Origin of the sequence: Curtobacterium sp. MCPF17_047 (genome assembly GCF_003234045.1) — a bacterium.
GTDB lineage: Bacteria > Actinomycetota > Actinomycetes > Actinomycetales > Microbacteriaceae > Curtobacterium.
Genome location: NZ_QKSF01000022.1, coordinates 1 through 26979 on the forward strand (window position 1 = coordinate 1; position 26979 = coordinate 26979).

A 26979-nucleotide genomic window follows, 5' to 3' on the forward strand; every position below is an offset into this window, starting at 1 on the left:
GTGCGGGTGGACCCGATCGGGGAGCCGGCGGGGGCCCGGGGGACCGCGCCGCGTGCTGATCCCGCGCGGAGCGGTGGCCCCTCGTGCCGACACGTGGTGCCTGCACACCCGGCGTCAGGACCGCCGTCTTCGGGTCACGTCGGTCCGTCCTCGGAGGGAGTGCAGCCGAGTCGATACCCGGCGGTCTCGAGTGTACGACCTGGTGGTCGTCGTGCACAGGGCGGCGGGTCAGTCCTCGCCGTGCTCCACGGGATGTGGCTGGTCCGGAGTGACGGGCAGGGTGCCGGTGTGGTCGCCGTCGAGTCGGATGCTCCCGGTGTGCACGCCGCCCGCACCGGCGCGCTGCCCGGGGCGTCGCAGCAACCGGGCGGCACCCGGACGGACCGGTCGTGGCGTCCGTCCCCGCCCGCGACCGCGACGGAGGAGCGAGGCGAGCTGGGACTGCGGCTGCCAGTTGCGGCCGTTCGGCAGACCCCAGCCCCAGCGGACGGCCCCCCAGCGCAGCAGCAGCGACAGCACGACGGCGGCGACGATGCCGATCGTCGGGGAGCCGAGCGCGGACGCCCCGACCATCACGGCGGACGCAGCGACGGCGACGGAGGCGTAGAGGGCGTTGCCGCCGAACACCGCGGGCACCCGGCGCAGCAGCAGGTCGCGCCCGACCCCGCCGCCCACCGCGGTGATGGTCCCCATGATGATCGCGGCGGGCCACTCGAGCCCCGCGTCGAACGTGCGCTGGACGCCGACCACCGCCCAGAACCCGATGACGGCGGCGTCGAGGAACGTGAACAGCCGGTCCCACCCGCGCTCGGAGAACGACACGAAGAACGCGACCAGCGCCCCGGCCACCGCGACCGGGACGTAGAGCGGGTCGGTGAGTGCGACCGGCGGTCCGTCCTGCAGCAGGACGTCGCGGAGCATGCCGCCGCCGAGTCCCGAGACGAACCCCACGACGAGGAAGCCGAACAGGTCGAAGTCCATCGACCGTGCCACCGCGCCACCGAGCAGTGCGGACGCGAAGACCCCGGCGAGGTCGAGCACGTTCGTCACGGCGGCGAGGCCGTCCACCGTCAGCAGGTTCATGAGGACCATCAAAGCGCACGCGTCCTCCGCTGGCGGTTCGCGCGCCGGTTAGGTTAGCCTCACCTTCGTCATGCTCGCCACACTCGTCATCGGTCTCCGTGAAGGCCTCGAAGCCACCCTGATCGTCGGGATCATCGCCGCGTTCCTCCGTCGGAACCGCGTGCCGCTCGCCCCGATGTGGACCGGTGTCGGCGTCGCCGTGCTCCTCAGCATCGCCGTCGGGCTCGGGCTCCAGGCGGTCGAGCAGGCGCTCCCGCAGGCGCAGCAAGAGGCCATGGAGGCGCTCATCGGCATCGTCGCGGTGGTGTTCGTCACCGGGATGATCGTCTGGATGCGGAGCCACGCCCGGCACCTCGGCCGGGAGCTCGAGGCCAGCGCGTCCGCCGCCCTCGGTCGCGGCACCGCGTGGGCGCTGGCCGGCATGGCGTTCCTCGCCGTCCTCAAGGAGGGCTTCGAGACCTCGGTCTTCCTCCTCGCGACCTTCCAGGCGTCGAGCGACACCGGCCTCGCCGCCCTCGGCGCGGTGGTCGGCATCGCGGCCGCGGTCGTCGTCGGGTACGGCATCTACACGGGGGGCGTCCGGTTGGACCTGGCGAAGTTCTTCACCGGCACCGGTGTCTTCCTGGTCTTCGTCGCCGGTGGTCTCGTCCTCACCGTGCTCCGCCGTGCGCACGAGGCCGGCTGGGTCGTGATCGGACAGCAGCGCACCGTCGACCTCGCCTGGCTCGCCCCGAACGGGTCCGTGCAGGGCGCCCTGGTCACCGGCGTGCTCGGCATCCCGCCGGACCCGCGGGCCGTCGAGGTGCTCGGCTGGGTGCTCTACGTCGTCCCGGTCCTGGCCCTGTCGCTCTGGCCGCGCCGCTGGAAGCCGTCGGTCGTCCGCGTCCCCGCCGTCCGGATCGCGGTCGCGTCCGGCCTCGTGGTCGCGGTGCTCGCGCTCGCCGTCGCCGTGCCGACCGGTCACCCCGACGTCCCCGCGACCGCCCGGGTCACCGGCGACGCCTCGTCCGTCACCGCACGGGTCTCCGGGTCCTCCGCCAGCCTCCGCGTCGGTGGCAGCAGCAGCGGCAGCACCGGCCGGGAGGCCCGGATCACCCTCCCCGCATCGGCCCACCGCCGTGTCACCCGCGACGGCACCGCGACCGACCGGTGGCGCCTGACGTCGGACCGCGCGCCCTCGGACCCAGCGGCAACCGACCAGCCCGCCACCCTGACGCTCGACGACCTCGTGCAGCTGTTCGGTCGGATCCCGGTCGGCATCTCGCCGAGCAGCGCGCCCGGGCCGTACCGGGCCTCCTGGGCGACCCACGACACCGTGACGCTGTGGACCGCCGACGGCGGCGTGGTGGACGCGAGCCGCGCGGCACGCTCGGTGCTCACGCTGACCGGTGGGGGCCTCCCGACCGCCCGGACCAGCACCCTCGACCGCACCGTCTGGGCGGTGCCGCGCGCCACCGTCGACCGGACGACCGCCGCCCTGGCGGCGGACCGGACCCGCACCGCGGAGCTGGCCCTCTGGACCCGCTGGCTGCCCCTCGCGCTCGGCATCGCCGCCGCCGCGCAGGTGCTGCTCGCCCTCCGGGACCGCCGTCGCCTCGGCCTGCCCGACTCGACCGTCCCCTCGACCACCCCCACCCGTGGCCCACCCGTCACGGCGACCGCAAGGAGCACCGATGCCGTTCGGTAGAGCGACCACCGTCCGACCCCTGACCACGCGGGGGCGCCTCGGCGCGCTGGGCGCCGTCGCGGCACTCGCCCTCACCGGCTGCGCGAGCAACGGGACCGCCGCGGGCGACGCCACCGAGACCTCCGGCAAGGTGGCCCGGGTCACCGTCACCCTGACGAACGACGGTTCCGACCGCTGCGCCGTGAGCACCAGCAAGGTCGCCGCCGGCCCCGTGACCTTCACGGTGGAGAACCAGTCGTCCACCGCGATCACCGAGGTCGAGCTGCTGCAGGACCAGCGGATCCTCGGCGAGAAGGAGAACCTGGCGCCGGGACTCGACCCCGTCTCGTTCACCGCGACGCTCACCGGCGGCAAGTACCAGGTGTACTGCCCGGGCGCGGAGCACGAGCTCACCGGTCTGACCGTCACCGGCTCTGTGAAGTCCACCGCGAACAGCAGCGCCGCGAGCCTGCTCCGCGACGGCACGAAGGGGTACGCCGAGTACGTCGACGGCCAGGTCACCGACATGGTGACCGCCGTCGACGCGCTCGAGAGGGACGTCGACGCCGGGGACCTGGCCGCCGCGAAGACCGCCTACGCGAACGCCCGCCCGTACTACGAGCACGTCGAGAGCGATGTCGACGGGTTCGTGAAGCAGGGCCACGAGGCGACGGACAACGCCGGCAACCTGGACTACCTCATCGACATGCGCGCCTCGAACGCCGACCCGGCCGTCGGCTGGAGCGGCTTCCACGCCGTCGAGCGCGACCTGTTCGCGAACGGTGCGATCACCGCCGACACCAAGCGGTACGCCGACGACCTCGCCACGAACGTGCACCTGCTCGCGAAGCTCGTGCCGACGCTCGACTACAAGCCCGAGGACCTGGCGAACGGGGCCGCGGGCCTGCTCGAGGAGGTCCAGTCGAACAAGATCACCGGCGAGGAAGAGGCCTACAGCCACATCGACCTCGTCGACCTGGCCGCGAACGTCGAGGGCTCCCGCCAGGCCTTCGCGTACCTCAAGCCCGGCCTGACGAAGCTCGACCCGGCGCTGACGAAGCAGATCGCCCGGCAGTTCGACGCGACGAACACGCTCATGGACGGGTTCCGGAACGCCGACGAGCTCGGCGGCTTCGACAGCTGGGACGCCGCCACCCGAGCCGCACACGCGAACGCGATCTCGCAGCAGGTCCAGGCGCTGCAGGACCCGCTGTCCCGGCTGGCCGAGAAGGTCGCCACCGCGTGAGCGACAGCGACGACCGCAGCACGCGGGAGGACGAGACCCGGGGAGTCTCGCGCCGAGGACTGCTCGGGGCGGGACTGGCCGTGGCCGGCGCCGGTGTCGGCGCGGCCGCCGGCATCGCCGGGTCAGCGGTGGCGAGCGGCGTCGACCCGTTCGCGGCGGCGGCGAACGGCGACGAGTCCGTCGACATGTCCCGCAGCCATCCCTTCTACGCGACGGCGGCCGGGACACCGCAGGGCGGTATCCGGACCGACCCGCAGCGCCACTGCGTGTTCATGACCTTCGACCTGACCCTCGGCACCGCGACCGAGTTGCAGGTGCTGCTCGCCCGCTGGTCGGCCGCGATCGCACAGCTGCAGGCCGGGCAGACGATCGGCAGTGTCGAACCCACGCACGGGGACGGCGTCGGCGCGGACACCGGCGAAGCACTCGACCTCGGCCCCGCGTCCCTGACGGTCACGGTCGGCCTCGGCCCCGGGGTCTTCGACGAGCGCTTCGGGCTGGCCGGCAAGCGACCGGCGGACCTGGCCGAGCTGCCGTCCCTGCCGAGCGACCGCTTCGAGTCCGGGCTGACCGGCGGGGACCTCTCCCTGCAGGCGTGTGCCGACGACCCGCAGGTGGCGTACCACGCGGTCCGCGACCTGGCCCGGATGGCACGGGGGAGCGCGACGGTGAAGTGGACCGTCCTCGGTTTCGGGCGCGCTTCGGCCGGGCCCACCCAGGCGACACCGCGGAACCTGATGGGCTTCAAGGACGGCACCCGGAACATCACCACCGACGCCGACCACGACCGCTTCGTGTGGCTCGACGAGGACGCCGACTGGATGGCCGGCGGCACGTACCAGGTGGTCCGCAAGATCCGGATGAACCTGGAGATCTGGGACGCCGACGTCGTCAGCGACCAGCAGCGGGTGTTCGGACGGACGAAGGTCAGCGGCGCGCCGCTCTCCGGCGGCCAGGAGCACACCACGCCGGACTTCCACGCGACCACGCACGGAGCGCCCGCGATCGACCCCCGCTCGCACGTCGCCCTCGCCGCACACGAGGCGAACGGCGGCGTGAAGATCCTGCGCCGCGGCTACAACTACACGGACGGGCTCAACCAGTACGGACAGCTCGACGCCGGACTGCTGTTCGTGGCGTACATGAACGACCCGGACCACTTCACCCGGCTGCAGCGGAAGCTCGGCGCCTCGGACCGGCTCAACGAGTACATCGCACACATCGGGTCGGCGGTCTTCGCGGTCCCGCCGGCACCCCGCAAGGGCTCGTACATCGGCGAGCAGCTCTTCCGCTGAGCACGGCGCCGGTGACCGCCAGGAGGTGAGCCGGTGACCGCCAGGAGGTGAGAGGGGTGTCCTCCGCCGTTTCCCTGGAGGCGGAGGACACCCGCGACGCGGGGTCCGATCGGGCGGAACCACCGTCCGGCGACCCGGCGCGGCGCATCGCGCGTGGCGACCGGTGCAGCGTACCGCGATGACATGCGGAAACCGCCCGTGCTGTCCGAGAGCGGCTGCCGGACCACGAAGGAACGCACCGCCCTCCGGTCGGCTGCCGGAGGACGCAGGACGGGCCCGCCCTCCGGTCGGTGGACGGGCCCGTCGGTGAACCGCGAGGCCGGGAGGCGCGTCAGCCCTCCGAGGGCTCGCTCACGTCGTGCGCGGCGCGCTTCCGGCGGACCACCAGCAGTGCGGTGAGCCCGGCGAGGAGCAGCAGCCCGGCCGCGACGGCCGGCGCTACGAGCTCGGCGCCCGTGTAGGCGAGGGCACCCCCGTCAGCGGTGCCGATCCCGCCACCGGCGATCGGGACGACACCGGTGCCGGTGCCGCCGAGGCCGGCGTCGCCGGAGCCCCCGTCGCCACTTCCGGGGACGGGAGTCGGCGTCGGGTCGGAGCCGTCGACGGGCTCACCCGGACCGGTGCCGGGATCGGGGACGACCGCGATCGGGACCGTCACGGCCAGCGTGATCTGCTGCCCGTTCGGCAGCTCCACGACGAGCGGCTCGTCCGAGGTCTCGACGGCCGTGGCGGCCAGGCGCGACGCGGTCGACGGCGCTGCCGGCTGGGCGACGCCCGGCTCGGGGACCGTGAAGGTCAGCGAGGCGCGACCCTGCTCGTCGGTCTTGTCGACGACGGCGGTGTCGATCGGGCTCGTGGCGAGCACCTGGTCCCCGGCGGAGACCGAGACGTCACCGCTCTGGTCACCGGCGTTGCTGAACACCAGCGAGGACAGGTCGATCGTCACGGCGTCACCGGGCTGGAAACCACCCTCGGGGACCGGCGTCGTGCGGACGCCGATCGACCGCTGGTCCATCGGCGGTTCGACGGCGTCGTGTGCCGCGAAGTAGTCCGCCTGCGCCTGCAGGTCGACCTGACCCGAGTCCGCCTTGTTCGTCCCCGCCGCGAACGCCGCGAAGTTGTCGCCACCGGTCGACAGGAACGAGTTGACGGTCACCTTGACCGTCGCATCGAGCGCGATCGGCTCACCGTCGAGGGTCATGCCCGTGATGCGCTCGCCGCGGCCGGCGGACGGGTCGTACGTGTACGCGAAGCCGCTCGAGACACCGAGCTTCAGGAACGGACGTTCGAGGCCGTCCGGCTGCCACTGCTGCTCGAGGGCGTCCTTGATCTGCTGGCCGGTGAGGTCCTCGGTGACCAGGGTGTTCGCGAACGGCTGGACGAGTGCGGCCTCCTTGTAGGAGACGCTGCCGTCCGGGTCGCCGGCACCGCTGGAGGCGTACACGAGGTCGGTGCGCAGGCCGCCCGGGTTCATGAAGGCGATCTGTGACCCCTGGCGTTCGGTGGCCCAGCGCTGCACCTCGGCGATGTTGTTCCCGAGGGTCGACTCGCCGCCGCGGTTCTCGGTCTTGCCGTCGGACTGCAGTGCGCGGCGGAGGTCGCCCGTGATCGTGCCGAGTGGCTCCTTGCCCTTCACGTCGGCGATGGCCTTCGCGTCGGCGACGGTCTTCGTCACCGCGTCGACCGAGGTGGTGTCCTTCGGAGCTGCGGTCGCGGTGTTGAGCGGCAGCACCTCGGCGCTGATGCCGGTGAGCGTGTGGTCCGCGCCGACGGTCAGCTGCAGGTGGCCGTAGTTCATGCCGTACGAGCCGGTCTGGATCACCGGGCGGACGGTGCCGTCCGGGCCGGCGATCTCGTGGTCGTACATCGCGTGGGTGTGCGCCGACACGATCGCGGCGACCTTCGACGACACCTTGCCGGTGATCTGGCCGAAGGCACCGCTGCCGGTGGCGTCGCTGAGCGCGCTCGTGGTGGCGCCCTCGTGCACGAGCAGGACGAGGACGTCGGCCTCGCCGTTGGTCGCGTCGCCGTCGGTGAGCTCGGTCGCGTAGCGGTTCACCGAGCTGACGATCGGGGCCATCGCGAGGCCCTCGACGCCACCCGGGCTGACGAGCCCGGGGATGAGCGCCTCGGTGGTCGCACCGATGAAGCCGACCTTGACACCGCCCCTCTCGACGATCGACCACGGGGTGAACGCCGGATCGGTGGTGCCGGCCTTGACGATGTTCGCCGAGATGTAGGGCCAGGTGGCCCGGTCCTCGATGCGCCCGGTGAGGTCGTCCTGGCCCTTGTCGAGCTCGTGGTTGCCGATCGCGCTGACGTCGAGGTGCATCTGGTTGAGCACGTCGATCGTCGGGTCGTCGTCCTGCACGAACGAGGTGAACGTCGAGGCGCCGACGTTGTCACCCGCGCTCGTGAAGATGGTGTTCGGGTTCGCCTCACGCTGGGCCTGCACCACGGCGGCGAGCTTCGCGGCACCGGCGGCCTTGTCGGCCGTGGTCCCCTCGGACTCGATGCGACCGTGGAAGTCGTTGACGTCGACGATGTCGATCGTCGTGTCGCCGGCGGCCGCGGGAGGCACGGCGGCGGTCGGCGCCTCGGCGGCCGACGCGGCGGTCGGGGCGCCGAGGGCGACGAGGACCCCGGCGGTGGCGAGGGCGGTGCCGGCGACGATGCCGCGCCTCCGCCTGGTGGTCTCGGGGATGTGGGTCGGGCTCATCGTGTGAGGACTCCTGGTGTGGTGGTTCTGCCCCCGGACGGGGGCGCGACCTGCCGAACCTACGAGGATCCACAGGCGACACGCCAGACCCGGGTCGGCGGCGTCACGTGTTGTTCAACTGCACGGAACACCGCCGACCCGTCGTCCTGGTCAGTCGCGGCCGAGTGCACCCTTCGCACGTTCGACGACCTCGGCGGCCATCGCCTTCGCGGAGTCCTTCACGACGTCCAACTCGACCGGGTCGCCCTTGAGCAGGCTCTTCGCCGTGTTCATCGCGTACTCCTTGGTGATGTGCGGCGGCAGCGGCGGGACGCTCCGGCTGACGTACGCGTCGATGAGCGTGACGCCCTGGTGGGCGAAGGCCCGCTCGACGGCGGCCTCGACCTCGTCGTCGCTGTGCACCGCGATGCCCTGGAAGCCCAGGAGCTCGGCGTACCCGGCGTAGTCCATCGTCTCGACGTCCTGCGATCCGCGCCACATCGGGTTGCCGTCCTCGGTGCGCATCTCCCACGAGACCTGGCCGAGGTCGTCGTTGTGCATGACCACGATGACGAGTTGCTTGTCCTGCCAGCGGTGCATGTACTTCTTCACCGTGATCAGCTCGTTCATCCCGAGCATCTGGAAGGCGCCGTCGCCGATGGTGCACACCGCCGGTCGGTCCGGGAACGCGAACTTCGCGGCCACGGCGTACGGCATCGCGGCGAGCATGGTCGCGAGTCGGCCGGACATGTCCCCGTGCATCCCGCGGCGCAGGCGGATGTGGTGCCCGTACCAGTCAGCGGTGGTGCCGGCGTCGCAGGTGACCGTCACGCCCTCCGGCAGCCGCTCGTTGACGGCGTGGATCACCCGGCGCGGGTTGACGCCGTCGCTGTAGGACACCTCGGCCTGGCGCCCCATCTCGGCCTCCCACTCGCGCATCTCCTCGGCCAGCTGCTCCTGCCAGCCAAGGTCGCTCTTCTGCTCCAGCAGCGGCAGCACCGCGTCGAGCGTCGCGCCGACGTCGCCCCACATGTTCAGCTCGTTCGGGTACCGCACCCCGAGCTGCTCCGGCTTGATGTCGACCTGGATGCCGCGCGCCTGCCCGGCCTTCGGCAGGTACTCGCCGTACGGGTAGTTCGTGCCGAGGAGGACGATCGTGTCGCACTCCTTGATCTGCGTCAGGCTCGGCCGTGAGCCCAGGAGTCCGACCTGCTGCGTGTGGAACGGCACGTCCGAGGGCACGACGTCCTTGCCCCGCAGTGCGGTGATGATGCCGGCGCCGGCCTTCTCGGCCGCGGCGATCACCTGGTCGGTGGCACCACGGGCGCCGGCACCGACGAGGAAGGTGACCCGCTGACCGGCGTTGATGATCTCGGCCATCTTCCGGACGTCCTCGGCCGGCGGGGTGATCCGGGTCGAGGCCGGCACGTCGCTCGAGCGGGACACCCAGTGCTCGGAACCCGGCGCCGACCACTTCATCGCCTGCACGTCGTGGGGGAGGACGACGACGGCCGGCTGCTTCCGGAGCATCGCGGTCCGGAATGCGGTGTCCACGATGACGCCGGCGGAGTCGGGGGTGGTGATGGTCTCGACGTAGCAGGCGACGTCGGCGAACACCCGCTCGAGGTTCGACTCCTGCTGCGTGAACGTCCCCACCGCCGCCAGGCCCTGCTGCCCGACGATCGCGACGACCGGCTGGTTGTCCATCTGCGCGTCGTACAGCCCGTTGAGCAGGTGGAACGCGCCGGGGCTCGAGGTCGCGACGCAGACCCCGACCTCGCCGGTGAACTTCGCGTGGGCGGTCGCCATCAGGGCGGCGATCTCCTCGTGCGTGGGGCGGATGTACTCGACGCCCTCGCCGGCACGGTCGGCTTTGCCGAGCGCGCCGTCGAACTCGCCGATGCCGTCACCGGGGTAGCCGTAGACGCGGGTCACGCCCCATGCCTGGATGCGGTCGAGGACGAATTCGCTCACGTTCTGGCTCATGCGCCCAGGGTGCTCGCGCGGGGTCCGCGCGCTCTCAGCGCACGCGCGCCAGCCGGGAGGCCCGCACGACGTGAGCCGGTCCGCCCGCGTGATACGGACCTCCCGTCAGCCCCTCACTCGGCCGCGATCAGGGGCCGCAGCGTCCGGTGGGCGATGCGGAGACCTTCGAGGACCTTCACGTCGTCTCCGCCCCAGAGCGGGTCCTCGTGCTCGACACTCAGTGTGCCGTCGAAGCCGGCCTCGTAGAGCCGGTCGACGACCCGCGGCCAGTCGACGACACCTCGACCGGGCACACGGAAGCGCCACCAGCCCATCTCCCAGGGGTCGTCGCCCTTGTCGACCTTGCCGAAGAAGCCGTACTGGTTCCGCCGCTCGGGGAACAGCTCGACGTCCTTCGCCTGCGCGTGCACGATGTGCTCGGCGAAGGGCAGGATCGTCTCGACCGGGTCGATGCCGATCCACGTCAGGTGCGACGGGTCCCAGTTCAGCCCGAAGCCGAGCCCGGTGACCCAGTCCCAGAGCTCGGGGGAGTACGCGATGTTGCCGGGGTAGCCGTCCGGGTGCCAGCCCTCCATCACGCAGTTCTCGATGACCAGGCGGACGCCGCGCTCGCCGGCGTAGTCGAGCAGCTCCGGCAGGACCCGGTCGCCCTCGGCCATGTTCTCGCGGACGCTCTTGGTGTTGTCGCGGCCGATGAACGTGCCGACGTAGGGGACCCCGAGGCGCTGCGCGGCGTCGACCGCGTGCTTGAGGTGGGTGCGGACCTCCTCACGCCGGACCGGGTCCTGGTGCAGGTTGTTCTCGTAGTAGGCCAGGGCGGAGATCTCGAGTCCGGTGCGGTCGAGCAGCTCCCGCGTCGCCTGGACGTCCTCGTCGGTGAGGGTCGCCACGGGGAGGTGCGCAGCCTCGAAGTCGCGGCCGCCGGTGCCCGGCCAGACGGCGACCTCGAGTCGCTCGTAGCCCTGACCGCTCGCGAACTCCGCGATCCGGCCGAGGTCCCATCCGGGCAGGCAGGCGGTCAGCATCCCCAGCTTCATCGGATCTCCCTCCAGGCGGGGTCGCCGGCACTGGCGACCACGGTGTCGATGATGCGTGCCGACCGGGCGCCGTCCGCGAAGGTCGGCAGACCCTCCGGAGCGGTGCCGGTCGTGACGGCGGTGTAGGTGTCGGCGACGAAGGCCGCGAACGCGTCGACGTAGCCCTGCGGGTGCCCGGACGGGACGACCGCCAGACGGCGCTGGTCGGGCGAGCCCTGGGACGGGTCGCGGACCACGATCTGGGCGCCGGTCTCGTTCCCGAACCAGGCCGACTCCGGCTGCTCCTGGTCGAAGGCCGCGGACCCGAGCGTCCCGTCGACCTCGAACCACAGCCGGTTCTTCCGACCCGCCGACACCTGCGAGATGACGACGTTGCCGATCCGGCCGCTGCCGGTCCGGAAGGTCGCGACCGCGGTGTCCTCCGTCGTGACCTCGGCCCGTTCGGCCGCGTCCCCGATCGGATCGGGGTCCGGGGTGCCGGAGAACGACGGACCGGACGCCGCCGGCCGGGTCGGGTAGACGATGTCGGTCACCGCGCTCACGGCGGCGAACTGCTCGCCCATGACGAACTCGACGAGGTCGCACCAGTGCGACCCGATGTCGGCGAAGGCCCGGGACTGCCCACCGGCACCGGAATCGACCCGCCACGACGACGCGTCCGAGTCGAGCATCCAGTCCTGCAGGTAGTGGCCGTGCACGGCGAGCACCCGACCGAGCTCTCCGCCGACGATCCGGGAGCGGATCTCCCGCACGATGGGGTGGTATCGGTACACGAACGGCACCGTCGCGACGACCCCGGCCTCGGCCGCGGCCCGCTCGAGTTCGTCGGCCTGCTCGGCGGACACCGCGAGGGGCTTCTCGCACACCACGTTGATGCCCGCGCGGATCACCGCGAGCGCCTGCGGGTGGTGCTGGTCGTTCGGCGTGCAGATGTGCACGACGTCCGGCCGGTCGGCGATCACCGAGTCCAGGTCGGCGTACCCCTGCTCGAGGCCGAGCTGCTGCGCCACCTGCTCGGAGCGTTCCCGGTTCCGCCCGAGCACACCGATGACGTCCGCTCCGGCCGCCCGCGCGGCACGCACGTGCACGGCGGCGATCATCCCGGTGCCGACGACGGCGACCCGCAGCCGCCCGCCCCGCGCTGGTTCCGCCCGTGGTGGACCGGCCAGCTGCTGACCCGCACCGGGTGCGTGGACGTTGCCCTCTGTCGTCATGGTGCTCCCTCGCGCCGTGCCGACGCTCCCGCGCGTCCGCACCGCGACCACCGTACCGGCAGACCCGGTCCTGCTCGGGAACGGGTGAGTACGTTCTGGGGCATGGCGAGCCTCCAGACCACACTGCTCATCCTCGGAGCCAGCGGCGACCTGTCCAAGCGCCTGCTGTTGCCCGGCCTCGCGACCCTCCTCGACGTCAAGGAGGACTGGGAGATCCAGCTCGTGGGCGCCGGTGTCGAGGACATCTCCGACGCCGACTGGAAGCACCTCGTGCACGAGGCGTTCGAGAACGCTCAGGCGTCCAAGAACGAGGAGGACGAGGGCGCGACCGGTGAGACGGCACTGTCCCCGCGCCTCCAGGCCGTGGTCGACGCGTCCTCGTACCGGAAGTCCGACGTCACCGACCCGGACGACCTGACGGCGTTGCTCGCGGACTGCCGGTACGACCCCGCCATCTACTTCGCGTTGCCCCCGGCGGTCACCGAGAAGAGCTGCGAGCAGCTCGCGCACCTGGACCTGCCCGCGCACACCCGGCTCGCGCTGGAGAAGCCGTTCGGCACCGACGCGGACAGCGCCGAGCACCTCAACGACCTGCTGCACTCGTTCCTGCCGGAATCGCGGATCCACCGCGTCGACCACTTCCTCGGCCGCTCGACGGTGCTCAACCTGCTCGGTCTGCGGTTCGCCAACCGGATCATCGAGCCGCTGCTGTCGTCGCAGCACGTCGCGCGCGTCGACATCGTCTACGACGAGACCCTCGGACTGGAGGGTCGTGCCCGCTACTACGACAAGGCCGGCGCGCTCGTGGACATGATCCAGAGCCACCTGCTCCAGGTGATGGCGGTCGTCGCGATGGAGGCACCGGCTTCGATCGACGCCGAGGACCTCCGGACCCAGAAGGAGCTCGTGCTCCGCGCCGTCCGGCCCTGGGGCGGCGACCCGCTGACCGCCGGCAAGCGGGCGCGCTACACGGCCGGCACCGTGGGGGACCGCTCGATGCCGTCCTACGCGGACGAGGAGGGCGTCGACCCGTCGCTCGGCACCGAGACCCTGGCGCAGCTGAAGCTCGAGGTCGCCAACTGGCGGTGGGCGGGTGTGCCGTTCACACTGCGTTCCGGCAAGGCGCTCGGCAGGCAGCGCCGCGAGATCCTCATCACCTTCAAGGACTCCCCGCACGTGCCCGACGGTCTGACCGGAGCGCACAAGCCGGACCGCCTGTGCATCTGGATCGCGCCGGACGAGATGCAGCTCGAACTCAACGTCAACGGCCCCGGCGACCCGTACACGATCGACCACACCGCGATGGAGGTCACCTTCAACCCCGGACGGCTCAGTGCCTACGGCGAGGTGCTCGCCGGAGTGCTCGAGGGCGACGCGACGCTGTCGGTCCGCGGGGACAGCGCCGTGCAGGGGTGGAAGGTCGTCGAACCGTTCCTCACCGCATGGCGGGCGGGCGACGTGCCGCTCGACGAGTACGCGGCGGGTTCCGGCGGTCCGGCCGACTGGGACAACGTCGACGCGTGAGCACGGACGACTCGTCACCGAGCAGGCGTAGCGTGCGTCGACGTGACCACCACTGACGACGTCCTCTCCACCGTCCCCGCACCCGCCGGCTCCGACATCCGTGTCGAGACCGTCGACTACGCCCACGACGACGCACCGCTGCAGGGCGTGCTCGCGAAGGACGCGGCCGTCGCCGGTCCCCGTCCGGCCGTGCTCGTCATCCACGACTGGCACGGGGTGAACGAGCACGTCGAAGCGCGGGTGACGATGCTCGCCCGCCTGGGGTACGTCGCCTTCGGAGCCGACGTCTACGGCGCCGGCGTCCGCCCCGGTGACGACAGCGCTGCCGAGGTCGCCGGTCGCTTCTACGGCGACAACGCCCTGTTCCGTGCCCGCCTGCGCGCCGGACTGGACCGTCTGCTGGCCGACCCGGAAGTCGACGCGTCGAAGGTCGTCGTGATGGGGTACTGCTTCGGTGGCTCGGGTGCGCTCGAACTCGCCCGCACCGGCGCCGACCTGGTCGGCGCGGTCTCGTTCCACGGCGGACTCATCACGCACGACCCCTCGGACGCGGACCAGATCCGCGCGAAGCTCCTGGTCCTGACCGGCGGTTCGGACCCGGTCGTGCCGGACGAGGCCGTGCACGCCTGGCAGGACGAGATGCGCAGCGCTCCGCACGTCGACTGGCAGGTCGTCACCTACGCCGACGCCATGCACGCCTTCGCGGTCCCCGGCACCGACGCACCCGACCACGGCGCGCAGTACCAGGAGCGCGCGGACCGCCGGTCGTGGCAGGCGCTGCAGGTGTTCCTCGCCGAGGTCTTCGACGAGGAGCCGACCGTCTCCTGACCCTCGGCGACACGCCGGGTGCGCCGGCCGGGGCCGTTCGATTGGCGCTGCGACCGGAGCTGTTGTAGAGTCTTCCACGGCTCGCAAGGGCCACGCGCTCGTAGCTCAATGGATAGAGCATCTGACTACGGATCAGAAGGTTGGGGGTTCGAGTCCCTTCGAGCGCACAGTCAGGAAGCATCACGAAGGCCCCGGAGATCATCTCCGGGGCCTTCGTCGTTCCGGGGTCGCCATCAGTTCGGCCTCCCCGGCGGGGATCGCGATGCGCCGAATGTCAGGCCGCCCGTTCCGTTCCGTTCCGACCGAGGTTCGAGGAGCGGGGCATGGGGCTGGCGTCAAGCGAGTTCGGGAGCGCCTACTCTGGTGCGATGAGGGGGCGTCGCGTCGCGCTGGTCGCCCGCAGGGCAGCCTCGATCGCGTTGGTGTCGATCGCCGCCGTGTTGCTGATCGTCGCGATGCTCCTGCCGCCTCCCGGTGACGGGAACCTGCCGTTGTTGTCCCTGCTCGTCGCATTCCACGCGATGTTCCTGGTCGTCGTTGCCTGTGTCGCGTTCGTGACGGCACTCGTCGCCATCGTGCTGCGCTGGCGGTGGGCCATGATCATCGCCGCGGTCGTCATCCTCGCCGTCAGCGTCGCGGTCGCGGTGCCCGCCGTCGTGCGGTCCCCGGGCGGGGACCCTGCCCGGGTCGCGGCTTCCGGGAAGGGCACGCTTCGCGTCCTCGAATGGAACACGGCTCAGCAGGACGTCGACGTGACGACGATCCAGACCCTCATCACCCAGACCGACCCGAACGTCGTGGTGCTACCGGAGTACTCCACGCAGATCGCGAAGACTTCGCTGGCGACCATCGCGAAGCAGCGCGACATGCAGATCCTCGGTTGGAACAGCTCATCCGCGACGCTGCTGGTGTCACGGTCGCTGGGTGAGTACCGCGTCGACCACACCGACACCCCGCCGTGGGCAGGGTTCGTTGCCGTTCCCTCCGACGCCGAGGCCCCACGGCTCGTGATCACCCATCTGCAGCGACCGAGCATCAGCAGCGCGACGCTGTGGCGTGAGCATCTCGAGTGGGCGGCGAGCCGATGCAGAGGCAATGCCGTGGCGATCGGCGACTTCAACGCAACCGCTGACGAGATCAGCCCTTCGCGGACGCTCGGCGAGTGTGCTGACTGCGCCACCAGGCTGGGTCAGGACCCCCAGGGGACCTGGCCGGCGGCGCTCCCCGGCTCGTTGGGTGCGACGATCGACCATGTGTTCGCGGGGGCCAGCTGGAGACCGGCCACGTTCTCCGTCCTGAACGGGCTCGACCGGGCCGGCTCCGATCACCGGCCGACGTTCGCAGTCCTCGTCGCTGCACCGTGATGCGGGTTGGTCGCGAAGGCACGTGCGCGATCACGATCGCGGAGCGTTCACCCGTCGTCTCCCGGGGTGGACCGCTCGCCCGGGCGGGACTCCGTCCGGTACCGCCCTGGTGGGAGAGAGCGTTCGCGGCGGAAGGCTCGGCTGAAGGCGTAGACGGAGGTGTAGCCCACGTCCGCGGCGATCGTCACGAGGGCGTCGTCGGTGTCGCGGAGCCGACGGGCTGCGAGGTCCATCCTCCAGCGGGTGAGGTAGTCGCCCGGCGTGGTGCCTGCGAACGTCGCGAAGCGGCGCATCAGCGTCTGCTTCGACGTCGCGACCTCGCGCGCCAGGGCCTCGGTCGTCCACGGGTGGCCGGGCGCCTCGTGGATCCTCGTGACGGCTCGCATCAGGAGTGGGTCGCGGAGGACTCCCCACCACGAGACGTCAGCGTCCGGAGTGGAGGCGAGCCAGGTTCGCAGGATCTCGACGAGGAGGACGTCGACGAGACGGTCGAGGACCAGGTGGGTCGCGAGTCCGGGGCGGGTGAGTTCTCTCCCGAGGAGTCGGATGACGTCCGCCAGGTTCCCGTCGAGCTGCTGCGCCCGGAAGTGGATCACGGGAGGGAGCAGGGCGAAGACCGGCATCGACCCGGCGGGATCGTGGGAGTACGAGGCACCCAGGATCTGCGTCTGGGGCTCCCCGTCGCCCAGACGCAGGAGGTCACCGCGACGGCGGGCCTCGTCCGCGGCCGCCACGTCGCACGAGTGGATGTCGGCTCCTGGTGCGCTGGAGAGCGAGTGGGCGGCACCGGTCGCGAGGATGACGACATCGCCCGTCGTCAAGAGCCTCGGGACGTCGCCGTCGACGGTCAGGTAGGCGATGCCGGCCGTCACCGCGTAGACGACGGCGTCGCGATCACGGACCCACTCGACGCCCCAGTCGCCGGCAGCCGCGATCCGGGCGCCCGCACTGCCCCGGACTCCGGAGACGTCGAGCACTTCGGAGAGGACGTCCATGCGGCGAATCTACGACCCTCCATCCAGAAGCGCCAGGAAGTCGTCGCTCGTGGTCGTTCCGGACATCGAACCGGACTTCTCAGGCATTGATCGTGCCAGTGACCACTCCTAGCGTTGACCTCGTTCGGAACGCACGCTCCGAACTGCAGCGACACGAAGGAAGAAGTCCCCATGAGCACGACTGAAGACACCGTCCCTGACGGCTTGATGCCCGCCGATGTCCTCGCCTCGACGACTCCGGTGGCCGTCTACGGGTTCGCCCGCGCTCAGGCAGGCAAGGAGCAGGAGCTCGAGGATGCGATCCGCGCGATCATCCCGACGGTCCGAGCCGAACAGGGCTACGAGCAGTACTCGGTGCACACCACGAAGGAGCAGTCCGGTGCATTCGCGTTCTACGAGCGGTGGTCGTCCGGGGCGGACATCGCACGCCATGTGCAGCAGCCGCACATGCAGGACTACTTCGGCAAGCTGGCGCACCTCGTCGAGGGCGACCTCGAAGCCGAATGGTTGTGGCCTCCGAGCGACTGACCTTCCCGGTGCGTCTCGATCGTCAGCGGGCCGAGCGCCGACGTGCGGTGAGGGCGACTGCTGCCACGAGGGCGAGCGCGACTCCGCACGACGCGAAGGCGATGCGGTAGCCGGTGCCCGGAGCCTGGGTGGCGGAGGACGAGGCGATGATCGCTCCGGTGATCTGTGCGCCGAGGGCGCCGCCGATCGTCCGGAGGATCGTGTTCAGACCGGTCGCCTGTCCCGTGACCGTCGGGTCGACGGCTTCGACGATGAGGTTCACCATCGCGGTGAGGGCGAGTCCGACCGCCACGCCGAGGATCGTGGTGCACGCGATGATCGCCCAGATCGAGTCGGCTGCGAGCACGAGGAACGCGTACCCGACCACGCCGGTGATCCCGGCCGCGACGAGGGTCTGCGCGTGTCCGAAGCGGATGCCCGCTCGGCCGGCCATCGGGCCGACGAGCACCATCGTCACCGCGGTGGGGAGCAGCAGCAGTCCGGCCTGCAGGGAGGTCGCACCGAACCCGTAGCCCAGGGCGGGCGGGGTCTGCACGAACTGCGGGATGATGCTGAACGCACCGTAGAGCGCGAACCCCACCAGGAGCCCGCCGACGTTCGCGGCCAGGACCGCCGGGTTCCTGAGCAGACGTGGTTGCACCAGGGGCTCCTCGATGCGGAGTTCGAGCAGCACGAAGACGACGAGGGCCACGACACCCACGGCCGCGACCGTCAGGACCACCGGTGGCGGCCACGCCCGCGTCTCACTGATCGCCAGGAGCACCGCCGAGAGCGCCAGGGCGAGCAGCACGGCTCCCCACCAGTCCACCCTGCCGGGCACCCGATCGGCGGACTCCGGGATCGTCACGGCGATCAACACCAGTGCGGCGAGATCGACGAGGCTGCTCAGCCAGAAGACCGCCGGCCAGCCCCCTGCGGCCAGCAGTGGTGCGGGCAGGACCAGTCCCACGGCGAACCCGATGCCGAAGGTGCTGCTGACGGCCCCGATCACGGTGGGGACCCGGTTCGATGGCACGATCTCGCGCACGAGCCCGTACGCGAGCGGGAACGCGGCGGCGCCGATGCCCTGCACGGCGCGCGCGGTGACGAGCACTGTGATGGAGGGTGCGAGCGCGGCGATGACGGACCCGGCGAGCAGCGCGCCGACGCTGACCAGGAGCAGTCGCTTCTTGCCGAACATGTCCCCGAGTCGTCCGAGCGTGACGGCGGAGACGGAGGAGACGAGCAGGAACGCGCTGAGCACCCAGGAGGATGCGCTGACGGATGCGTGCAGGTCCTCGCGGATCTCGGGGAGCGCGGGCAGCACCATGCTCTGGAGGACGGAGAAGGCGGCGACGGCGCTCAGCAGGGCGAGGGACGCGACCTTCGGGATCGGCCGGGTCTGTTGCCCGGCATCGGCTGTCGTGCTCATGACCGCTCCGCCGGGAAGCGGAGCAGCAGCTCGACCAGCGCGGTGGGGGCAGTGACCATGCAGTCGTGACCGGCGTCGAGCTGCCAGACGACGGCAGGATCGCCGTTGGGCTGTCGGCTCGGCAACGACCGTCGGGCGGCCTCCGGCGACGGGCCCTGCATGCAGTCGATGTGGGCGCGGGGGATCCGGAAGCTGCGCGGGTTGCGGATCGTCACCGTCTCCGTGAAGCAGCGGGCGGACTCGTCGCCGATGACGGCCTCCAGGAGGCGGATGTCGGCCGGGTCCGTGACACCGAACCACCCGTCGGCGGTCCGTTCGTCCGCGGGGACGCGCCACGGCGTGTCCGACCCCGCCGCCCGTTCGACTCTCCGGCGCGTCGGTGGGTCGATGTCGACCGCGGACTCACCGTCCGCGGGGATCATCGCGTTCAGGTAGACCAGCTGGCCGACCTGCTCCGGGACGCGATCGGCCACGCCCTCGATGACGAGGCCGGCGTAGCCGTGGCCGACGAGGACCACCTCGTCGAGGTGCTCGGCCTCGATGAGGCTCGTGACGTCGTCGATGTGCGTGTGCAGGCCGACCTCGGGTCCGAGCAGCGACGCTCGCGACCCGTGGCCGGTGAGCGAGGGGGCGTGGCAGGCGTGACCAGCGGCCTCCAGGAGCGGCACGATGCGGTCCCAGACCTGCCCGGCGTGCCAGGCGTCGTGGACGAGGACGAATGTGGACATGAGGAGGTTCCTTCGGGGATCGAGGTGCCCGGTCGCATCGGCCAGGTGGCAGGCACACCGCCGCCCGCGACGTGCGGGCGGCGGTGTGCGGGGGGTCAGGAGGTGTAGTACCCGGCTTCGAGGTCCTCGAGCAGGGTGGGCCCGGTCGGCTCCCAGTCGACGAGCGCACGGGTGGCGGTGCTCGTGGCGGGCTGGTCGCCGCCGAGGAGCGCACCGAAGACGCCCAGCTGCTCCGGGTCCACCGCAGCGGCGGGGAGGCCGGTCTTCGCGGAGATGACCTCGGCCACGTCGCGCATCCGGACGCCCTCCTCGCCGACGGCGTGGAGCACGGCACCTGCCGGAGCCTTCTCGAGGGCGAGGAAGAACAGGTGGCCGGCGTCGCTGATGTGCACGGCCGGCCAGTGGTTCTGCCCGTCGCCGACGTACGCGGCGGTCCCCAGCTGTCGGTCGAGGCCGACGAGCGCGGCGACGAGGCCGTTTCGGTCCCCCTCACCGTGGACACTGCGGGGCATCCGGACCAGGCCCGAGCGGATGCCGCGGTCCGCGAGCGCGAGGACGGCCGACGCGGTCCGGGCTCGTGCTCCAGCGGGTCCCTCAGGGTCGAGGACGTCGTCCTCGGTCGCCGTCTGACCGAACAGGATCGGTGTGCCGGAGGCGGCGATGAAGGCCTTGCCGCTGCCCTCGAGGGCAGCGCCGATCTTGCCGATCAGCTGCACCTCGTTGTCGACGGTCTCCTCGAACTCGGAGAAGTCGAGGGTGAACGCGAGGTGGGCGACGGCGTCCGCCTTCGTCGCTTCGGAGACGATCAGGTCGTGGTCCTGCATGTCGCCGAGCACCGCGGTGCCACCGGCGGCGACGATCCTCGCGGCCGAGGCCTCCGAGCGGGCGAGGCCGACGACCTCGTGCCCCGCGGCGAGCAGTTCGGTGGTGAGGGCGGTTCCGATCCAGCCGGAAGCGCCGGTGATGAACACGCGCATGGTCTTCGTCCAATCAGGTGCGGGGGATGCTCCGGCGGGTGTTCCGACCGGAGCCACTGGTCATGTGACTCAGTACCATCACCATACACGACTGATGTGACTGAGTTGCATCAGCTAAGATGTGGACATGGCCAGATGGGAACCGGATGCCCGGGGACGGCTGCTGCAGGCGGCGATCGAGCTCTTCGGCGCGCGCGGGTACGACACCACCACCGCGGCGCAGATCGCCGAGCACGCCGGCCTGACCCGGACGACGCTCTTCCGCCACTTCGCGGACAAGCGCGAGATCCTGTTCCAAGGCCAGGAGGCCCTGGTCGCGTCCGCAATGGAGGGTGTCGAGAGCGCCCCTGCCGACAGTCAGCCGTTCGACGCGCTCCGCGCGGCGGTCGCCGCGCTCTGCACGATCCACACGGCCGACCGCCGGGACACCGGCCGCCGCCTCGACACGATCCTGGCGTCGAGCCCCGAATTGCAGGAACGTGCCGTCTTCAAGCGGTCCGCCATCACGAACGCGCTGCACGGTGCCCTGACCGCCCGCTTCGGAGACGCCCGTCAGGCCGCAGTCCTCGCCGATGTCGGTGTGCGCGCCTACTACGACGGCTTCGCATCGTGGATCACGTCGAGCGACGAGGGACCCCTGGCGGAGGTCGTCGAGCACGAGCTGGACGAGTACGGGTCGGTCCTGTCGCGGATGACCGTCGGCTGATCACTGCCCGTCGTTGCTGAGGCGGTCCCAACGAACCCCGGGATAGACCGGGTCCATGCCTGACGACCTGGACCAGACGGACGCCCCGTTCCTCGACGCCCTGCGGGACCACCACGCGATGAACCGGTACAGCTTCTCGCCGCCTGGGCACCGGCAGGGCCGTGGGGTCGACACCGAGACGCTGTCGGTGCTCGGGATGGACCCGTTCCGCAACGACGTGCTCGCCAGCGGCGGACTCGACGACCGGACGTCGTCGAACGGCTACCTCGCGACCGCGGAGGCGCTGATGGCGGACGCCGTGGGCGCGGACAAGGTCTTCTTCTCGACCTGCGGCAGCTCACTGTCCGTCAAGGCGGCGATGCTCTCGGTGGCCGGCGTCGACGGTGGCATCGTGATCGGTCGCGATGCCCACAAGTCGGTGACCGCGGGCCTGGTGTTCTCCGGGCTGCAGCCGCACTGGGTGGAACCGCGGCTCGACGCCGACCAGGGGATCTCGCACCCGCCGTCGCCCGAGGACTACGCCGCGGTCTGGGACGCCCACCCGGATGCCGCCGCTGCGCTGGTGGTCAGCCCCACCCCGTACGGCACCTGCGCCGACATCGAGGGCATCGCGGCGGTCTGCCACGAGCGCGGCAAGCCCCTCATCGTGGACGAGGCGTGGGGCGCGCACCTGCCGTTCTCCGAGCAGCTGCCCTCGTGGGCGATGAGCGCCGGTGCCGACGTGTGCGTCACGAGCGTGCACAAGATGGGCCTCGGCTTCGAGCAGGGGTCCGTCCTGCACCTCCGCGGCGACCTCGTGGACCACGATCATCTCTGGGCCTGCGCCGACATGCTCATGACGACCAGCCCGAACGTGCTCGTCTACGCCGCCATGGACGGGTGGCGTCGACACATGGTGCAGGACGGCGCGGACCGCATCGCGCAGGCCATCGAGCTGGCCGACCGCACCCGGGAGCGGATCGACGCCATCGACGGGATCACCGTGCTGCATGACGAGCTGCTGCACGCCGAGGCGTCGCACGAGCTCGACCCGATGCGCATGCTGCTCGACATCCAGGCGCTCGGCATCAACGGGTACCACGCACTCGACTGGATCCGTCAGCACCACCAGATCGACCTCGGGCTCTCGGACCACCGACACCTCGGCGTCGACATCTCGATCGCGGACGACGAGTTCACGACCGACCGGCTGGTGCAGGCGCTCGAGGACCTGGCGGCTGCGGCACCCGGGCTCGACCAGGACCCCCCGGTGCAGCTGCCGGACCGCTCGGGCATCCTGCTCGAGTCGGTCGTCACCCCGCGCGAGGCGTTCTTCGCCCCGGCCGAGTCCGTCCCAGCGGAGCAGGCTGCGGGCAGGATCGCGGCCGAGCAGGCGACGCCCTACCCACCCGGCATCCCCGCCTACGTCCCGGGGGAGCGGCTGACCGCCGAGGTCATCGACTACCTGCGGAGCGGTCTCGAGGCGGGCATGGTCCTGCCGGACCCGACCGACGGCAGCCTCGGGACCATCCGCGTCATGCGGGACGTGCGGTAGCGGCCGGGAGGCCCGGGGCCCGTCCGGCAGGCCCCCTCGCCCGGTCAGGTCAGCCCGGCCAGGCCTCCGACCCCCACGACCCGTCCGCCCGTCGCTCGTAGGCGAGCCGGTTGCTCGGCCCGTCCGTCGCACCCGTCCAGAAGAGCATCCGCACCGGCGTCAGCGCGTACCCGCCCCACGTCGCGGGCGGGTCGAGCGGCGCTTCACCCCCGGTCGCCTCGAAGGACGCCCACCGCGTCCGCCGCTCGTCGGCCGGTACGGTCGCCAGGTCGGCGTCGTTCACCCAGGCGAGCACCTGCAGGTAGCGGGTGCGCGCGTCGTAGGCGATCCGCGCCTCCCGGTCGGTCACCGGCGCGACGTCACCGGCGACGACGAGTTGGCGGGCCGCCTCCGGCCAGACGATCGTCACGGAGGCCCGCGGCACGGCCGCCAGCTCGGCGGCCTTGCGGCTCCGGGTGTCGGTGTGGAAGTGCAGGCGCCGCCCGTCGAACTGCGACAGCAGGACCGTCCGCGCCGACGGGTACCCGTCCAGGCCGATCGTGGACAGGGTCATCGTCGGTGTGACGCCCGAGCCGGCCGGCGGGAGCCAGGCCGCGGCGAGCACGAGCGGGTCCGTGGGCGGCGGACCGGCGTCGGCTGCCGCGACCTGCCCGGGCAGCGTGGTCACCGCGGGCCGGCGGGGTCGAAGCGGGCGATCTCGTGCAGCGAGGCCACCGCCTCGGCGAGTGAGTGCTCCCACAGGGCCGCGCCGTACGCGGCGGAGGCGCGGCTCGCGTCCCCGACGACGCCGGGCGTCCCGAAGTCGTTCGACAACCAGCCGAAGGACACCGGACCACCGTTGAACGCGATCTTCTCGAAGTCCGCCAGGTGGTCCGGCACCCACCGTTCGGCGAGCGTCATGTCGACCAGGTCCGGCCGGAGGTGCAGGATCATCGACGTCTCCGCCGCACCGCCGTGGATGCCGAGTCCGCGTTCGTCCGCGTCCTCGCCGTCGGGGCCGGGCATCCGGGCGAGGGTCGGCATCAGGAACGTCTTCAGTCCGTACCGCTTGCGGATCTCCCGCAGTGCGACCTGCAGCAGTGCCACGTTCCCGCCGTGGCCGTTCGCGAACACCAGCGTGCCCGCGCCGGTCAGGGCGACGGCACGGCCGATCTGCACCACGGTGTCGAACATCGTGTCGGCGTCGAGCCAGACGGTGCCCGGCGCCCAGCTGTGCTCGTCGGACTTCGTGAACGCCAGGGTGGGCAGCTGCCAGACGTCGAGCCCCTCGGCCGCGGCCTGCTCGACCGCGGCGCCGCCGATGTGGTCGGCGAGCAGGAAGTCCGTCAGGAGCGGCAGGTGCGGGCCGTGGTGTTCGACCGCTCCGGTGGGCTGGACGACGATGGTGTCCGCCGTGAAGCCGGCGGCGACGGCCGGCCCGGACAGCTCGGTGAGCTTGCGCGTGCCGCTCACTTGCCGAACCCCGGGACGGCGGGCTGGGCGGAGGCGGTGGACCCGCCGGACTGCACGAGCGCTGGGTCGATCACGTGGCCGGGGTTGAGCAGCCCGTCCGGGTCGGTGCGCTGCTTGAGGGCGAGCAGCTCCTCCACCCCGTGGTCGACGTAGTACTGGTGCGGGCTGTGCACCCGGACGCCGAGGTCCCGCAGGACGGGGTAACCGGCGTACACGTCCTCCGCACCGGTGTAGGGCGCGGTGAGCATGCCGATCGGGCCGACGTGCGCCGCCTCGATGTGCAGCATCGCGCCCGGGTAGACGGCCTCCACCTCGGCGATCCGGTCGATCAGGGCCTCCCCACCGACCTCGACGTGGAAGTACTCGGTGTCGGGGGAGTTCCGCTTCAGCCACCAGATCGGGTGGTTGTAGGACAGCATGGACACCTTCGTGGTCTGCTGCAGCCCCTCGCGCACGTCCTCGACGGTGCCGCCGGCCAGGCCGATCAGGTCGCGGGCCTCGTCGAGCGTGACGGCGTCGATGATCCCCCGGAGGCTCGCGCGGCCCGCCACGATCGCGGCGTCCGTGGGCAGGGTGGCGGCGATCTCAGCGCGGTCGGCGCTGACCAGGCGTGGCACCGGGTCCAGCCCGCGGAGGGTGCGGACGGCCGCGAGCGCCTGCTCGAAGCTCGGGAAGGACGCGTACACGGCCCGCCAGTCCTGCAGCGGTTCGAGCCGGACCGTGGCTCGGGCGATGACGCCGGCCGTGCCGTAGGTGTGCACGAAGGGCTGCGCCGCGTCGCCCTCGACGTGCAGCAGGCCCGCTTCGCCGGGCAGCGCGATGTCGAGCGCGGTCACGAAGCCCTGCCAGTTCGACCCGTGCGCGATCGATCCGGTGCCACCGGAGCCCCCGGAGAGGAAGCCGCCGATCGTGGACTGCGCCGTCGACGGGTACATCCAGAGCTGCTGCCCGTTCGCCGCTGCCGCCTGTTCGAGGGCGACCATGGTGGTGCCGGCCTCGGCGGTGATCCAGCCGTCGCCGACCTCGACGACGGCGCGCGCCCGAGAGGTGTCGAGCACCAGACCGCCGTGCAGCGGGATGCCCTGCCCGTAGTTGCCGGTGCCCTTGCCGCGGGTGGTGACGGGGACCCCGTGGCGGATCGCGGCCTCCAGCGTGGCGGCGACCTCGTCGGCGCTCGCGGGGGAGGCGACGAGGTCCGCCAGTCCGAGTGGCAGCTGCTCGCTGAGGATCGGGCTCATGGTGGCCTCGTCGACCGAGGCGCGTTCGCGGGTGCGTTGGTCCGCGCTCACGCCGCGCTCACCGAGCAGGGTCACGAGCTCGGCGCGGAGCGCCTCGAGCGTGGCGGGGGAGGCGGTGCCGACGGTGGCCGGGGTGACGGTGGTCATGCTTGCTCCTGATGGCTGCTGAGCGTTTCGGGTGCGGGACGGGAGGCTGGGGCGGACGTGCCCCGCGCCTCCCGTCCGGTGGGTGGTCGGCGAGCCGACCGGTGACGGACGACCTAGAAGCCGAGTGAGATCGACTTGTCCAGGAACTCGTTCGTGTAGAGGTCGGACGGCGCGAGGCCCTCCTTCATGCCGCCGTCGGATCCGGAGAACACCGGTGTGGCCTTCGCGATGAAGTCGGACATGCGCTGCTCGTCCATGTCACCGACGTAGCCGTTGTCACCGTCGGTCGCGATGCCGCGCTTCCGCATCTGTTCGGCTGCGAAGGCCCCGACCTTCGAGTCGTACGTCCAGCCGTTGTTGTACTGCTGCACGAGCTGCGTGATGAGGTCGTTCGTCGCACCCGGGGAGGTCAGGTAGTCGACGTCGGCCTGCTGCATGACCGGGACGAGGGCCTTCAGGCAGGGTGCCAGCTCCGTCTTGTCACCCGAGCGGATCGACATGGTCTCGGGGTACGGGTTCCAGCCGGTGCTCGAGATGAGGGCGGACGAGATCTTCTTGCCCCAGGCCGGGACCTGGTGCTGGTAGACGTACGGCTCGGCGGTCGCGAAGCCCTGCTGGGCGTCCTTGCCGCCGGCGGAGACGAACTTCGACGGGGTGCCGTCGTAGCTGCCGTCGAGGACGCTCTTGGGCAGGTTGCCGGAGTCCTGCAGGTAGGACATGTACGCGGCGTCGTTGAAGTAGCGGACGACGCCGTCCTTCTTCTCGAGGGCCTTGCCGAGGCTCTTGATGCTGTCGACCTCGGGGTAGGTCTTCGGGTCCCACATGATGACCATCGGGGACTGGTCGTTCTCGGCGAAGACGGCCGTCGTCGGCAGCTTGTCGGAGAACGAGACGGCCTCGTCGGTGGAGACGTAGCCGAGGGTGATCGACTTGTCCTGGTACATCTGCGAGCTGACCTTCGAGTACCCGATGGCCGGGCCGCCGGCGCGCACCTCGAGCTTGACGCCGGTCGGTTTGCCGTTCGCGACGAGGTCGCCGGTCACCTTCTTGCCGGAGGCGTCGATCGTCGGGTTCGCGCCGAGCATCTGGTAGAGGTGGCCGTGGTCGCCCTCGGGGTTCCAGTCGGTCTGGACGACGACGGTCGCCGGGCAGACGCCGGAGAGGTCGACGGCGGGGCCGGTGGCCGCGGTCGTCGCGGCGGTCGTCGTGGCGCTGCTGGCCGAGCCGCTCGCACAGCCGGTGAGGGCGATGGCCGTGACGGTGAGGGCGGCGGTGACAGCGCCGATTCGGGTGGTGGTGCGCATGGAGGCTCCGATCGTGGT

General features: G+C 71.4%; 22 protein-coding genes and 1 tRNA gene. 10 read left to right on the plus strand and 13 right to left on the minus strand.

All coding sequences use genetic code 11. From position 1 onward, the window contains the following. Positions 1-228 precede the first annotated feature (228 nt). Positions 229-1083 (minus strand): trimeric intracellular cation channel family protein, encoded by an 855-nt coding sequence (locus DEJ33_RS16055; RefSeq protein ID WP_111195530.1) that lies wholly within the window; start codon positions 1081-1083, stop codon positions 229-231. 70 nt (positions 1084-1153) lie between these two features. Between DEJ33_RS16055 and efeU the strand changes: the two genes are divergently transcribed. Genes efeU through DEJ33_RS16070 form a run of 3 tightly spaced genes read left to right on the plus strand, consistent with a single transcriptional unit; the run spans position 1154 to position 5290 of the window. After that, complete coding sequence (gene efeU, locus DEJ33_RS16060; RefSeq protein ID WP_111195511.1) at positions 1154-2770, plus strand: iron uptake transporter permease EfeU; 1617 nt, start codon at positions 1154-1156, stop codon at positions 2768-2770. Further along, complete coding sequence (efeO, locus tag DEJ33_RS16065; RefSeq protein WP_111079362.1) at positions 2757-3995, plus strand: iron uptake system protein EfeO; 1239 nt, start codon at positions 2757-2759, stop codon at positions 3993-3995. The genes efeU and efeO overlap by 14 nt, the downstream gene beginning before the upstream one ends. Continuing rightward, positions 3992-5290, plus strand: coding sequence for a Dyp-type peroxidase (locus DEJ33_RS16070; protein ID WP_111195512.1), 1299 nt, complete (start codon positions 3992-3994; stop codon positions 5288-5290). Before efeO ends, DEJ33_RS16070 begins: the two co-directional genes overlap by 4 nt. A 331-nt stretch (positions 5291-5621) precedes the next feature. Here the strand turns inward: DEJ33_RS16070 and DEJ33_RS16075 are convergent, their stop codons facing one another. From DEJ33_RS16075 to DEJ33_RS16090, 4 genes are all read right to left on the minus strand, one after another. After that, entirely contained in the window at positions 5622-8009 is a 2388-nt protein-coding gene (locus DEJ33_RS16075; RefSeq protein ID WP_111195513.1) for a bifunctional UDP-sugar hydrolase/5'-nucleotidase, read from the minus strand. Between the two features lie 150 nt (positions 8010-8159). Then, on the minus strand, positions 8160-9974 hold the full coding sequence (locus DEJ33_RS16080) for a thiamine pyrophosphate-requiring protein (RefSeq protein WP_111195514.1): 1815 nt from the start codon (positions 9972-9974) through the stop codon (positions 8160-8162). Positions 9975-10087: 113 nt separating this feature from the next. Next, positions 10088-11011 carry a sugar phosphate isomerase/epimerase gene (locus DEJ33_RS16085; protein WP_111195515.1) on the minus strand — a complete coding sequence of 308 codons (924 nt, stop codon included), beginning with the start codon at positions 11009-11011 and terminating at the stop codon, positions 10088-10090. Continuing rightward, entirely contained in the window at positions 11008-12225 is a 1218-nt protein-coding gene (locus DEJ33_RS16090; RefSeq protein ID WP_111195531.1) for a Gfo/Idh/MocA family protein, read from the minus strand. The genes DEJ33_RS16085 and DEJ33_RS16090 overlap by 4 nt, the downstream gene beginning before the upstream one ends. Positions 12226-12327: 102 nt before the next feature. On the opposite strand from DEJ33_RS16090, the gene DEJ33_RS16095 reads away from it, so the two are divergent. The 4 genes from DEJ33_RS16095 (at position 12328) to DEJ33_RS16110 (ending at position 15941) form a co-directional block, all read left to right on the plus strand. Beyond that, positions 12328-13749 carry a glucose-6-phosphate dehydrogenase gene (locus DEJ33_RS16095; protein WP_111079367.1) on the plus strand — a complete coding sequence of 474 codons (1422 nt, stop codon included), beginning with the start codon at positions 12328-12330 and terminating at the stop codon, positions 13747-13749. 42 nt (positions 13750-13791) lie between these two features. Next, a complete protein-coding gene (locus DEJ33_RS16100; RefSeq protein WP_111195516.1) occupies positions 13792-14577 on the plus strand; it encodes a dienelactone hydrolase family protein in 786 nt (261 codons plus the stop codon). A 94-nt stretch (positions 14578-14671) separates the two neighbouring features. Further along, positions 14672-14744: transfer RNA gene (locus tag DEJ33_RS16105), tRNA-Arg, on the plus strand. A 201-nt stretch (positions 14745-14945) separates the two neighbouring features. Continuing rightward, positions 14946-15941 carry an endonuclease/exonuclease/phosphatase family protein gene (locus tag DEJ33_RS16110; protein WP_181437333.1) on the plus strand — a complete coding sequence of 332 codons (996 nt, stop codon included), beginning with the start codon at positions 14946-14948 and terminating at the stop codon, positions 15939-15941. A 47-nt stretch (positions 15942-15988) separates the two neighbouring features. On the opposite strand, the gene DEJ33_RS16115 is transcribed toward DEJ33_RS16110, so the two are convergent. Next, positions 15989-16936 (minus strand): AraC family transcriptional regulator, encoded by a 948-nt coding sequence (locus DEJ33_RS16115; protein WP_111195518.1) that lies wholly within the window; start codon positions 16934-16936, stop codon positions 15989-15991. A 171-nt stretch (positions 16937-17107) separates the two neighbouring features. Here DEJ33_RS16115 and DEJ33_RS16120 point away from each other — a divergent pair, with 171 nt between their 5' ends. After that, entirely contained in the window at positions 17108-17464 is a 357-nt protein-coding gene (locus tag DEJ33_RS16120; protein WP_111079371.1) for a putative quinol monooxygenase, read from the plus strand. Positions 17465-17486: 22 nt separating this feature from the next. Here DEJ33_RS16120 and DEJ33_RS16125 read toward each other — a convergent pair whose 3' ends face one another. From DEJ33_RS16125 to DEJ33_RS16135, 3 genes are all read right to left on the minus strand, one after another. Beyond that, a complete protein-coding gene (locus DEJ33_RS16125; RefSeq protein ID WP_111195519.1) occupies positions 17487-18875 on the minus strand; it encodes an MFS transporter in 1389 nt (462 codons plus the stop codon). Continuing rightward, positions 18872-19603 (minus strand): alpha/beta hydrolase, encoded by a 732-nt coding sequence (locus tag DEJ33_RS16130; protein ID WP_111195520.1) that lies wholly within the window; start codon positions 19601-19603, stop codon positions 18872-18874. The genes DEJ33_RS16125 and DEJ33_RS16130 overlap by 4 nt, the downstream gene beginning before the upstream one ends. Before the next feature lie 95 nt (positions 19604-19698). Beyond that, complete coding sequence (locus DEJ33_RS16135; RefSeq protein ID WP_111195521.1) at positions 19699-20580, minus strand: SDR family oxidoreductase; 882 nt, start codon at positions 20578-20580, stop codon at positions 19699-19701. 127 nt (positions 20581-20707) lie between these two features. On the opposite strand from DEJ33_RS16135, the gene DEJ33_RS16140 reads away from it, so the two are divergent. Both DEJ33_RS16140 and DEJ33_RS16145 read left to right on the plus strand, forming a co-directional pair. After that, on the plus strand, positions 20708-21286 hold the full coding sequence (locus DEJ33_RS16140) for a TetR/AcrR family transcriptional regulator (protein WP_111238195.1): 579 nt from the start codon (positions 20708-20710) through the stop codon (positions 21284-21286). A 55-nt stretch (positions 21287-21341) separates the two neighbouring features. After that, positions 21342-22820 carry an aminotransferase class I/II-fold pyridoxal phosphate-dependent enzyme gene (locus tag DEJ33_RS16145; RefSeq protein ID WP_258374703.1) on the plus strand — a complete coding sequence of 493 codons (1479 nt, stop codon included), beginning with the start codon at positions 21342-21344 and terminating at the stop codon, positions 22818-22820. A gap of 49 nt (positions 22821-22869) precedes the next feature. On the opposite strand, the gene DEJ33_RS16150 is transcribed toward DEJ33_RS16145, so the two are convergent. The 4 genes from DEJ33_RS16150 to DEJ33_RS16165 form a co-directional block, all read right to left on the minus strand. Then, complete coding sequence (locus DEJ33_RS16150; protein WP_111195523.1) at positions 22870-23487, minus strand: pyridoxal 5'-phosphate synthase; 618 nt, start codon at positions 23485-23487, stop codon at positions 22870-22872. Next, positions 23484-24272 carry a creatininase family protein gene (locus DEJ33_RS16155; RefSeq protein ID WP_111195524.1) on the minus strand — a complete coding sequence of 263 codons (789 nt, stop codon included), beginning with the start codon at positions 24270-24272 and terminating at the stop codon, positions 23484-23486. Before DEJ33_RS16155 ends, DEJ33_RS16150 begins: the two co-directional genes overlap by 4 nt. Beyond that, a complete protein-coding gene (locus tag DEJ33_RS16160; RefSeq protein ID WP_111195525.1) occupies positions 24269-25657 on the minus strand; it encodes an FAD-binding oxidoreductase in 1389 nt (462 codons plus the stop codon). The genes DEJ33_RS16155 and DEJ33_RS16160 overlap by 4 nt, the downstream gene beginning before the upstream one ends. A gap of 113 nt (positions 25658-25770) precedes the next feature. After that, the gene (locus DEJ33_RS16165; RefSeq protein ID WP_111195526.1) at positions 25771-26961 is read right to left on the minus strand and encodes an ABC transporter substrate-binding protein; all 1191 of its coding nucleotides are present in this window, start codon (positions 26959-26961) and stop codon (positions 25771-25773) included. Positions 26962-26979: the final 18 nt, after the last annotated feature.

What these genes read in the sequence shown, in the direction of transcription:
- DEJ33_RS16055 (WP_111195530.1), bottom strand. Translation starts at nt 1,083, where the DNA reads ATGAACCTGCTGACGGTGGACGGCCTCGCCGCCGTGACGAACGTGCTC.
- DEJ33_RS16135 (WP_111195521.1), bottom strand. Translation starts at nt 20,580, where the DNA reads ATGCGCGTGTTCATCACCGGCGCTTCCGGCTGGATCGGAACCGCCCTC.
- DEJ33_RS16125 (WP_111195519.1), bottom strand. Translation starts at nt 18,875, where the DNA reads ATGAGCACGACAGCCGATGCCGGGCAACAGACCCGGCCGATCCCGAAG.
- DEJ33_RS16095 (WP_111079367.1), top strand. Translation starts at nt 12,328, where the DNA reads ATGGCGAGCCTCCAGACCACACTGCTCATCCTCGGAGCCAGCGGCGAC.
- DEJ33_RS16160 (WP_111195525.1), bottom strand. Translation starts at nt 25,657, where the DNA reads ATGACCACCGTCACCCCGGCCACCGTCGGCACCGCCTCCCCCGCCACG.
- DEJ33_RS16130 (WP_111195520.1), bottom strand. Translation starts at nt 19,603, where the DNA reads ATGTCCACATTCGTCCTCGTCCACGACGCCTGGCACGCCGGGCAGGTC.
- DEJ33_RS16165 (WP_111195526.1), bottom strand. Translation starts at nt 26,961, where the DNA reads ATGCGCACCACCACCCGAATCGGCGCTGTCACCGCCGCCCTCACCGTC.
- DEJ33_RS16075 (WP_111195513.1), bottom strand. Translation starts at nt 8,009, where the DNA reads ATGAGCCCGACCCACATCCCCGAGACCACCAGGCGGAGGCGCGGCATC.
- efeU (WP_111195511.1), top strand. Translation starts at nt 1,154, where the DNA reads ATGCTCGCCACACTCGTCATCGGTCTCCGTGAAGGCCTCGAAGCCACC.
- DEJ33_RS16140 (WP_111238195.1), top strand. Translation starts at nt 20,708, where the DNA reads ATGGCCAGATGGGAACCGGATGCCCGGGGACGGCTGCTGCAGGCGGCG.
- DEJ33_RS16090 (WP_111195531.1), bottom strand. Translation starts at nt 12,225, where the DNA reads ATGACGACAGAGGGCAACGTCCACGCACCCGGTGCGGGTCAGCAGCTG.
- efeO (WP_111079362.1), top strand. Translation starts at nt 2,757, where the DNA reads ATGCCGTTCGGTAGAGCGACCACCGTCCGACCCCTGACCACGCGGGGG.
- DEJ33_RS16085 (WP_111195515.1), bottom strand. Translation starts at nt 11,011, where the DNA reads ATGAAGCTGGGGATGCTGACCGCCTGCCTGCCCGGATGGGACCTCGGC.
- DEJ33_RS16145 (WP_258374703.1), top strand. Translation starts at nt 21,342, where the DNA reads ATGCCTGACGACCTGGACCAGACGGACGCCCCGTTCCTCGACGCCCTG.
- DEJ33_RS16110 (WP_181437333.1), top strand. Translation starts at nt 14,946, where the DNA reads ATGAGGGGGCGTCGCGTCGCGCTGGTCGCCCGCAGGGCAGCCTCGATC.
- DEJ33_RS16115 (WP_111195518.1), bottom strand. Translation starts at nt 16,936, where the DNA reads ATGGACGTCCTCTCCGAAGTGCTCGACGTCTCCGGAGTCCGGGGCAGT.
- DEJ33_RS16080 (WP_111195514.1), bottom strand. Translation starts at nt 9,974, where the DNA reads ATGAGCCAGAACGTGAGCGAATTCGTCCTCGACCGCATCCAGGCATGG.
- DEJ33_RS16120 (WP_111079371.1), top strand. Translation starts at nt 17,108, where the DNA reads ATGAGCACGACTGAAGACACCGTCCCTGACGGCTTGATGCCCGCCGAT.